This is a genomic window from Bacillus sp. COPE52, from assembly GCF_003355115.1.
In the GTDB taxonomy this organism is placed as follows: Bacteria; Bacillota; Bacilli; order Bacillales; family Bacillaceae_G; genus Bacillus_A; species Bacillus_A toyonensis.
Genome location: NZ_CP031292.1, coordinates 4,422,686 through 4,432,481, shown reverse-complemented (window position 1 = coordinate 4,432,481; position 9,796 = coordinate 4,422,686). Strand labels below are relative to the sequence as shown.

General features: G+C 35.8%; 12 protein-coding genes. 2 read left to right on the top strand and 10 right to left on the bottom strand.

Annotated elements, in window-relative coordinates; translation table 11 throughout:
• Positions 1-162 precede the first annotated feature (162 nt).
• From corA to spoIIM, 9 genes are all read right to left on the bottom strand, one after another.
• Positions 163-1,125: a magnesium/cobalt transporter CorA gene (corA, locus tag DPQ31_RS22390; RefSeq protein ID WP_002039517.1), complete on the bottom strand. Its 963-nt coding sequence runs from the start codon at positions 1,123-1,125 to the stop codon at positions 163-165.
• A 209-nt stretch (positions 1,126-1,334) separates the two neighbouring features.
• Entirely contained in the window at positions 1,335-2,639 is a 1,305-nt protein-coding gene (locus tag DPQ31_RS22385; protein WP_097958018.1) for a pyrimidine-nucleoside phosphorylase, read from the bottom strand.
• 7 nt (positions 2,640-2,646) lie between these two features.
• On the bottom strand, positions 2,647-3,468 hold the full coding sequence (locus tag DPQ31_RS22380; protein ID WP_001078444.1) for a purine-nucleoside phosphorylase: 822 nt from the start codon (positions 3,466-3,468) through the stop codon (positions 2,647-2,649).
• Positions 3,469-3,480: 12 nt separating this feature from the next.
• The gene (gene deoB, locus DPQ31_RS22375) at positions 3,481-4,665 is read right to left on the bottom strand and encodes a phosphopentomutase (protein ID WP_001046072.1); all 1,185 of its coding nucleotides are present in this window, start codon (positions 4,663-4,665) and stop codon (positions 3,481-3,483) included.
• Between the two features lie 364 nt (positions 4,666-5,029).
• Positions 5,030-5,755 carry a FixH family protein gene (locus DPQ31_RS22370; protein WP_208731020.1) on the bottom strand — a complete coding sequence of 242 codons (726 nt, stop codon included), beginning with the start codon at positions 5,753-5,755 and terminating at the stop codon, positions 5,030-5,032.
• 146 nt (positions 5,756-5,901) lie between these two features.
• Positions 5,902-6,792 (bottom strand): site-specific tyrosine recombinase XerD, encoded by an 891-nt coding sequence (xerD, locus tag DPQ31_RS22365; RefSeq protein ID WP_000390076.1) that lies wholly within the window; start codon positions 6,790-6,792, stop codon positions 5,902-5,904.
• A 6-nt stretch (positions 6,793-6,798) separates the two neighbouring features.
• Positions 6,799-7,029: a YqzK family protein gene (locus tag DPQ31_RS22360; RefSeq protein WP_001250432.1), complete on the bottom strand. Its 231-nt coding sequence runs from the start codon at positions 7,027-7,029 to the stop codon at positions 6,799-6,801.
• Between the two features lie 103 nt (positions 7,030-7,132).
• The gene (locus DPQ31_RS22355) at positions 7,133-7,588 is read right to left on the bottom strand and encodes a ferric iron uptake transcriptional regulator (protein WP_000392657.1); all 456 of its coding nucleotides are present in this window, start codon (positions 7,586-7,588) and stop codon (positions 7,133-7,135) included.
• 106 nt (positions 7,589-7,694) lie between these two features.
• Complete coding sequence (gene spoIIM / locus DPQ31_RS22350; RefSeq protein ID WP_000269108.1) at positions 7,695-8,342, bottom strand: stage II sporulation protein M; 648 nt, start codon at positions 8,340-8,342, stop codon at positions 7,695-7,697.
• 126 nt (positions 8,343-8,468) lie between these two features.
• Between spoIIM and DPQ31_RS22345 the strand changes: the two genes are divergently transcribed.
• A complete protein-coding gene (locus tag DPQ31_RS22345) occupies positions 8,469-9,020 on the top strand; it encodes a GNAT family N-acetyltransferase (protein WP_100061041.1) in 552 nt (183 codons plus the stop codon).
• A 25-nt stretch (positions 9,021-9,045) separates the two neighbouring features.
• Here the strand turns inward: DPQ31_RS22345 and DPQ31_RS22340 are convergent, their stop codons facing one another.
• Positions 9,046-9,585 carry an NUDIX domain-containing protein gene (locus DPQ31_RS22340; protein WP_000067046.1) on the bottom strand — a complete coding sequence of 180 codons (540 nt, stop codon included), beginning with the start codon at positions 9,583-9,585 and terminating at the stop codon, positions 9,046-9,048.
• A gap of 74 nt (positions 9,586-9,659) precedes the next feature.
• On the opposite strand from DPQ31_RS22340, the gene mciZ reads away from it, so the two are divergent.
• Positions 9,660-9,788, top strand: a complete 129-nt coding sequence (gene mciZ / locus DPQ31_RS22335; protein ID WP_000870289.1) for a Z-ring formation inhibitor MciZ — start codon at positions 9,660-9,662, stop codon at positions 9,786-9,788.
• Positions 9,789-9,796: the final 8 nt, after the last annotated feature.

Genomic DNA, 9,796 nt, shown 5'->3' with positions numbered 1-9,796 from the left:
CATCACGATGATTTTTTAAAGCACCCATCATAAAAAATCTCTCCTTTACCTCTTTTTTATCAGTGTTGACACATAAAGAGAGGTTCAGACACATAAACAGGCTGTGGAGAAGACTTTCTCCACAGCCTGAAAAAAACACCGAGGTGAATACCTCGGTGTTTTTTACTTAAACCATCCTTTTTTATAAAACCAGGCCATCATTCCGCCACCAATTAACGCCATTAACAACAAACAAATAAAATAACTATACTTCCCACCAAGCTCTGGCATATGTGAAAAGTTCATTCCATATACTCCTGCAATAAATGTTAGTGGCATGAAAATAGTAGAGAAAACAGTTAATGTTTTCATAATGTTATTCATATGATGTGAGTTTAATGAAAAGTAGCTATCCCGAATATCTGCCGTCAACTCTCGGCTCGCTTCAATCATTTCAGTTAATTTAAGCAAATGGTCATGTATATCTTTAAAGTAAATCTCATGATCACTTATGCCGTAAAAACGAGTTGAATTTAAAATACGATACAATAAATCACGCATCGGAATAATTGTCCGCCTTAGCTTAGATAAATCCGCACGTATATCAAATACCTCTTCTAACACGCTTCCTGCTGTCTCACCCGTTAAATTATCATCAATCGCATTTAAATGGTCTTCAATGTAATAAACAGGTGCGAAATAGTCATCTACAATTTGGTCAATAATTGTATGTGCCACATGCAAAGGACCTTTCTTAATACGTTTTTTTTCGCCAAGTGTTTTCCATACTCTTTCGATTGCATTGTTATGAGAAAAATGGAAAGAAACAATATAACGATCACTAATAAATAAATCGATTTCATGCGGTTCTAATCCATCCTCACCAAATCCATGGAGAACTAAAAAATTATATCCATCATAAAAATCAACCTTTGGCCTCTGTACATATTCTATACAGTCTTCAATTGCAAGGGGATGGAACTTAAAATGGTCTTGCAAAATATATGTATACTCTTCTTTCGTTGGCTTATATAAATCTAGCCAATACCATACAATATGGTCTTTCGTTGTTTCTTCTAGCGAAACGTCATATAATACTTCATCTGTTTTTGTTACTGCACATATTCTAATCATAATTTCACCCACTATTATTATAAACAAAAAATAGTAAAAAAAGCCAAGGAGAAATCTCCTCAGCCTTTTTTTATCCCATATTAACGTACAGTAAGACCCCTACCTCAACATTCAGCGAAAGCAAAGAAGTTAGGTCTGGGATCAACTGCTCATAAACGCCCGGTTAGTGAAGGGTAATAATCAGTGGGGATAAAGCCCACGCTGATTAAAGTTTCACTTTATTACTTCGTTACAATTCCGTGTACTAAAGTTGGTGCATCTACGTGTTCTTTAGAGATTTTCATGTTCTCATAAATTTTCGCTTTTACATCTTCAACATTTTCACGGTTTGCGTAAATCGTAACAAGGGAGTCACCTTTTTTCACGCTATCCCCTACTTTTTTACGAAGCATTAAGCCAACTGCTAAATCAATTTCAGATTCTTTCGTTGCACGTCCTGCTCCTAAAAGCATTGCTGCTGTTCCGATTTCATCTGCAACGATTTCCGATACATAACCGTCTTTTTTCGCTTCTACTTCAATTTTAAATTGTGCTTGTGGCAATTTAGAAGGATCATCAACAACAGATGCATCTCCGCCTTGTGCTGATAAAAACGTTTTAAATGATTCTAACGCTTTACCGTTGTTCATCACTTCAATTAACTTTTCACGCGCATCTTCTAAAGATGAAGCTTGCCCAGCAAGGTATACCATTTGACTTCCAAGTGTTAAACATAACTCTTCTAAATCTTTCGGTCCCTTACCTTGTAATGTATCAATTGCTTCTTGTACTTCTAATGCGTTACCAATAGCCTCACCAAGTGGTTGACTCATATCAGAAATAACAGCCATCGTATTACGGCCAACGTTATTACCGATACGTACCATTGCTTCTGCTAAACGTTTTGCATCTTCATCTGTTTTCATAAATGCACCTGCTCCAGTTTTCACATCAAGAACAATTGCATCTGCACCAGCAGCAATTTTTTTACTCATAATCGAGCTTGCAATAAGCGGAATTGAGTTTACTGTTGCTGTTACATCACGAAGTGCATACAATTTTTTATCAGCAGGTGTTAAGTTTCCACTTTGACCGATAACAGCAATTTTATTTTCATTTACAAGACGCATGAATTCATCATTTTCAATTTCCACATGGAATCCTGGAACTGCTTCTAATTTATCAATCGTGCCACCAGTATGTCCTAAACCACGCCCAGACATTTTCGCAACTGGTACACCTAAAGCAGCTACTAATGGACCTAATACAAGTGTCGTTGTATCACCAACTCCACCTGTTGAATGCTTATCTACTTTTACCCCTTCAATGGCTGATAAGTCAATTGTATCACCGCTATTTACCATTGCCATCGTTAAATCTGCACGTTCTTGATCATTCATATCTTGGAAGAAAATTGCCATTGCAAGTGAACTTACTTGATAATCAGGAATATCACCATTTGTATATCCTTCAACAATAAAGTTAATTTCTTCTGTCGTTAATGCTTGTCCATCACGTTTTTTTGCAATTAGGTCCACCATTCTCATTGTGAGGTCACCCCTTCATTTGTTTTACGATAGCTTTTACTAATGCTAAGAAGTTTGCTTTAACACGTTCTGTCGTTTCAATTACTTCATCATGGTGAAGTGGCTGATCTAAAATACCAGCTGCCATGTTTGAAATACAAGAAATACCTAGTACTTTCATACCAGCATGACGAGCTACAATTACTTCAGGTACTGTTGACATACCAACTGCATCTCCGCCAAGTGTACGAAGCATACGAATTTCAGCAGGTGTTTCATATACAGGACCTGTCATTCCAACGTATACACCTTCTTGTACTTTAATGTTTAAGTCTGCTGCAACTTGTTTCGCCATTTCGCGAAGTTCTGTCGTATATGATGTAGACATATCAGGGAAACGTACACCCATTTCAGAATCATTTGGTCCGATTAATGGATTCGTACCCATGAAGTTAATGTGATCTGAAATTAACATAAGGTCACCTGGCTCGAACGATGTATTTACACCACCAGCCGCGTTCGTTACAACAACAGTTTCTACACCTAACTCTTTCATAACACGAACTGGGAATGTTACTTTTTGCATGTCATATCCTTCGTAGAAATGGAAACGTCCTTGCATTGCTACTACTGTTACACCTTGAAGTGTACCGAATACTAATTGACCTGCATGTCCTTCTACAGTTGATACTGGGAATTCAGGAATTTCGCTGTAAGGCACTGTTACCGCATTTTCGATTTCATCTGCTAATACGCCTAGTCCAGATCCAAGGATTAGTCCTACTTGTGGCGTTTCTTGAAATTTCTCTTTTAAGTATGAAGCTGATTTTGTAATAAGTTCACGATTCATTTGTTTATCCCCCTATTTCTTTAGCTCGTTTAAGAAGCTTGTTCCGTATTCTGGCATTTTCACACCGAAGTTTTCTGCTACAGTTGCACCAATATCAGCAAATGTTTGACGAAGTGGTAATTCTTGTCCGCCTTCTTTCATGCTTGGGCTATATGCTAATAACGGTACATATTCACGTGTATGATCAGTACCAGGATGTACTGGATCATTACCATGGTCTGCTGTAATTAATAATAAATCATCTTCTTTTAGTTTTTCGAATACTTCTGGAAGACGTGCATCATATTCTTGCAGTGCTTCTCCATATCCTTGTGGATCACGGCGGTGACCAAATAATGCATCAAAGTCAACTAAGTTTAAGAAGCTAAGACCTGTAAAGTCCATGTTCAATGTATCTACAAGCTTATCCATTCCATCCATATTAGACTTCGTACGAAGTGATTCCGTTACCCCTTCACCATCATAAATATCAGAGATTTTACCGATAGCAATAACATCATAGTCGCTATCTTTTAATTCATTCATTACTGTGCGACCAAATGGTTTTAATGCATAGTCATGACGATTTGGTGTACGTGTGAATTTCCCTGGTTCTCCAACGAATGGACGAGCGATAACACGACCTACCATGTACTTCTCATCTAGTGTTAATTCACGTGCAATTTTGCAAATTTCATATAACTCATCAAGTGGTACTACTTCTTCGTGTGCTGCAATTTGTAGTACGCTATCTGCAGAAGTGTAAACAATTAAAGAGCCTGTTTCCATTTGCTCTTGACCAAGTTCATCAAGGATCTCAGTTCCAGAAGCTGGCTTATTACCGATAATTTTACGGCCTGTTTTTTCTTCTAATTCATCAAGTAATTCTTTCGGGAATCCTTCAGGGAACACTTGGAATGGTGTATCAATGTAAAGGCCCATGATTTCCCAGTGCCCTGTCATTGTATCTTTACCAGTAGATTTTTCTTGCATCTTTGTGTAATATCCAAGTGGTTTCTCTACTTTAGAAATACCTTTCATTTCACGAATGTTACCAAGACCTAATTTCACCATGTTTGGCATTTGTAATCCATTCATATGTTCAGCAATGTGACCAATTGTGTCAGAACCTAGATCACCAAATTGTTCAGCATCTGGTGCTTCACCGATTCCTACAGAGTCCATTACGACTAGGAATATACGTTTATATTTATTCATAACTGCGACCTCCTATAAGTTCAGTTCTACTTCTTGTAGTATGTTCAAAACGCTATAAAGTGAAACTGTTATTCATAAGAATTCTCTTTCCTTCTCATTGTCAAACAGTACTTCTTTAAATCATTCTCTAACCTATTTCGTTTTACTTGAAACGACTCAAAAACATTTCTAGTTTTTTCTAAGTCAGATGTCAGACATCTGATATTGATATCATAACATGTTTACGCTTTCTTTTTAATACATTTTCGTAGAATTTCTTATTTTATTCACACTTCTATTGTAATCCATTCTGCGAAGAAGTGCTAATTATTTTATGATTTATTTCCTCATATAAAAATAAAAAGCAGCTCTAAAGAGCTACTTTTTATTTTACTTCTACTGTTTCTTCTTTATGTTCATGCAGTTCGCCTTTTCTTACATGTACTTTCACTTTGTAAGCACCGTTTTCTTTGAAAGTATGTTTACTTTCATACTCTCCTTTATTCCCTTCTTTTGCTGGAATAAATTCGTGCTTTTCAACGCCATCTTTCCAAATCTCAAGTTGCACTTCAGCACCAGTTAACGCTTCTTCTTTTTGATTTAAATGAACTTTCATCGTTGATTCAGCATTTGCTTTTATGTCACCAGCCATAAGATGAATCATTGTGTCACTTTTATGATTACCATGTGCCTCTTCTTTTTTCGCATCTTCTACTTTCGCATTCCCTACAGCAACTTTGTGTTCTTCCATAACGTGCATATCACGTGCATTTGTATGAGGAATAATATGGTATACTCCATCAGTTTCAAATATTTTATCTACAGCATAAACACCTTTTCCTTTATGCTTACCATCTAACATCTCGTGTTTCTCGTCGCCATCTTTCCAAATCTCAAACTTTACGTCATCAGCATCCGTTACTTTTTCTTTTCCTTGTGTAACAAGTGCTTGTACTTCTGTTTTTTCACCAGGTTTAATTTCTTTCGGATTCGTTTGAAATGCTACTTTTATAGCTTCAAGTTTCTTTTCTTTTTTCGGTTCTTCTTTGTTTGTATTACAGCCAGCCAACGCTAGCATCGCGATAAATAAAGTTATAATCAGTTTTTTCATCATCATTTCCTCCTTTATACTTTATTTAGTATAGAGGAAATACATTGTAATATTCCAGTCTTCTGCTGAAAACAATATACGAAATGTTTGTGAAGTTTCTGTGAAACGGCTTACTCTTCCTAATCTATGAAAAAAGAGCATAGTAACTATGCTCTCGGATGAAACTGTTTATATACATCTTTTAATCTAGCTTTTGAAACGTGCGTATAAATTTGCGTCGTTGAAATATCTGCATGTCCAAGCATTTCTTGTACAGCACGTAAATCTGCCCCATTTTCTAATAAATGCGTAGCAAAAGAATGACGTAACGTATGAGGTGTAAGTTCTTTTTCAATATTCGCTTCTTTCGCTAATCGTTTTAATATTTTCCAAAAACCTTGCCTTGATAATCGATTACCGTGATGGTTTAAAAATAGTGCATCTACTACTTTTTTACCCATCAATTCTCTTCTTCCTTTTTCAATGTACTTTTGAATCGCTTCTGTCGCTAAACTTCCTAATGGAATAATTCTTTCTTTATTCCCTTTCCCAATGCAGCGAACAAATCCCATCGTTAAATGTACATCTTCTAAATTTAAAGCAATTAATTCTGAAACACGAAGTCCTGTTGCATACAATAACTCTAGCATTGCCTTATCACGAATCCCAAAAGCACTTGTCATTTTTGGTGTCTGCAGTAACGCCTCTACTTCATCGATTGATAATACTTTTGGTAACTTTCGTTCTCCTTGCGGCGTTTCGATATGTACTGATGGGTCGTGCTCTACCGCTCTTTCACGAAGTAAAAATTGGTGAAATGAACGAATTGATGCAATATGACGTGCTAATGTTTTCGAAGATTTTCCGTTTTCTTTTAAATACTGCAAAAAGTTAACAATATGCAAACGTGTCACTTCATGAAAGGTTTTCATCTGTTCTACATTTTGCAAATACTTTACATAGCTTTTTAAATCACGTTCATAAGATACTACTGTATTTTTCGCTAATCCCTTTTCGACAATCATATAATGAATAAAATCTTTTAATTGATCTTCCAATCTACACTACTCCCCATTTTCATAGAAAAACATCATTCTATTTACGAAAGCATCCTTTGCCGGTTCTTCATTCCCTGATACTTTTTCTACAGTCTCTTCTTTTGGCTTTTCATAACGATGATAGCTTTCGTATTCTTCATTTATCCATAGTATAGCGAAATAAAACAAAATCGTACAACTTGTAAATAATAAAAATACTTTTATTCCATCAAAAGTTAATTTTAAAGCTCGGCGCATTGTAAATTCCTCCAAAATATAAGTTATTACAACATATGCCAAGCTTTCACCAATTTATACCTTATTCAAATAAAAAACCTCTTCCTAGATAAATAGGAAAAGGTTATTTTTCATCCGTTTCATTTTCTTGACAGTTTTTACAAATCCCATGGAATGTTAAACGATGATCTTTTACCTTAAAGCTCCAATCTCGTTCTACTTTCCTTTCCACTTCACCAAGTAAATCTTCTTGTATTTCTTGTACAGCACCACATTGTGTACAAATCAAATGATGGTGGAAACGCTGCGCACCTTCTTGGCGTAAGTCATAGCGTGAAACACCGTCTCCGAAGTTAATCTTATCGACAACTTTTAACTCAGATAATAACTCTAAAGTTCGATAGACGGTTGCTAATCCGATCTCTGGCGACTTTTCTTTTACAAGGAGGTAAACATCTTCTGCGCTTAAATGATCTTCTTCATTTTCTAGCAGCACACGAACTGTTGCTTCACGTTGCGGTGTTAATTTATAGCTCGCTGCATGTAATTGCTTCTTAATTCGTTCAATTCTTTCTTCCATTCGGTACTACTCCCTCCTCGCCACTCTTACACCATTATATCAGAAGAAGGGCTTCTGTCAAAAGAAAAACAATAAAAACAAATTGATAATTATTCTCAAAAAGTATTTATTTTTTGTTAATAGCCTCAACAACTTCTTTCATTAAAACTGGTGATGCATATGCTTCAACGCTAGAAGCAAGAGCTAACACCACTCCGATCACTAGAAAGAAGCATGTATAACGAATTAATAATGGTAATAGTGGCTCGGTTATTTTCCTAATAAACTGATGCCTAATCATACGTAAGGAAAAGCTTGCAGCAATTGTTGTCATAACGAGAAAGACTGGAATGATAATTAAATTTTGCGGCAATACAGATACAAATGCTAATAATAATCCATTCCATCCGTGCTGACTTACTAAAAAACCTACTGTAAATCCAACAACTACTCCTTTTACAAATAATAAAATAAAAATGAGGGGCAACCCAATAATTGAAATCCCTAAAATCCAAATAAAGCCGATATATTTTAATTGCGAAAAGTAACTTTCTCGAAACATTTCGCCTGCAATAGCAAATTCTCCTTTAGAAACTTGTCCAAAAAAACGTTGTAAATAAAATGATAAATCTTGCTTTTGATTCATTTGTAAACTATTCACAAGAATAGCTCCAAATATTACTCCCATCAATAATAAAACAGCATTAAATATATATAATGAAGAGTTTTCCTGTATGTGAGACATTACGCGGTTTTGCCAAGTTTTTCGCCACATTTTTCTTCCCTCCGTTCACACTCTTACTAAAAATGTATGAAAGAAAGAAAAAAAGTATGACGAATTAACATTGAAATTCCGCTCTACTTTGCTAAACTAAAAAGTAGAGAATAGGAGGGATTTCTCTTGAAACCATTATTATTAGATTTTCCAACATTATTTCAAACTGAACGCTTACAAGTTCGCAAGCCGTTTCCAGGTGATGGTGCAGAAGTATATGAAGCAATCCAAGCTTCTCTAGAAGACTTAGTACCATGGATGCCAATTAACGCTGAAACAGAAGAGAGTGCTGAAGAAATCGTTCGTAACGCTCACGGGCAGTTTTTACTTCGTGAAACACTTGATTTTCACTTATACGATAAAGTATCCGGTACATTCATCGGAGCTATTACGCTCAAGCCTGAAAACTGGGATATTCCAAAGTTTTCACTTCATTTTTGGCTCCATAGTGCTTATACAAAACAAGGCTATATGACTGAAGCTGTTAAAGGTGCCATTCAATTTGCCTTTGATAAGCTAGGTGCTAGAAGGATTGAAATTCGTACTGATGCAACAAATGCCAATGCATGTAACTTAGCAGAACGTTTAGAATTTATTCTAGAAGGTACAATGGAAAATGATTTCCTTGCGCCAGATGGTAGCTTACGTGATGCACGTGTATATGCAAAAATCAATTAAAAAACACTCGCCTTTGGCGAGTGTTTTATTTTTGTAATTGTAAATATTGCACAGCGAACATCGTCTTCGCATCATGGATACGAAGGTCTTTCATAAGATCAATCGCTTCTTCTAATGATACTTCCATTAATTCCACAAACTCATCTTCATCTAAAGCTGCTTTATTTTCTTTTTTTGTCAAACCTGTCGCTTTATATACATATAAAATTTCATCTGCAAATCCTGGAGATGTATAGAAAGAAGTAATGAGCTCCATATTTTCACATACATATCCTGTTTCTTCTTCTAATTCACGAACTGCTGTCACCTCTGGCTTTTCCCCAGGTTCTAATTTCCCAGCAGGAATTTCAATAATCGCCTTCTCAAGCGCTTTACGGTACTGCTCAACAAGCACAATTTTCCCCTCATCAGTAATAGCAATAATAGCAACTGCACCAGGGTGATTTACGATTTCACGTTTACTCATTTCTCCATTTGGTAATACTACATCATCAACACGAACTTTTATAACTCTACCATCAAAAATCGGCTCAGTTTTTACCGTTCTCTCTGCAAGATTACTCATACTATTTCATCTCCCTGTTCTATTTCCTATTCTTTCTTCATACATTTTACCACATTGAAAGGAGCGTGATAGAAATGAAAGTTTATATTTTACCAAATCGCATCACGTTAGTCGGCAAAGCATGGCAAATTCGCCATAAACTAAAACAATATGGCAAAGAGTATACAACCGTACAAGAGTGGATTACAGCGAATAAAAAGTAAACGTTTGT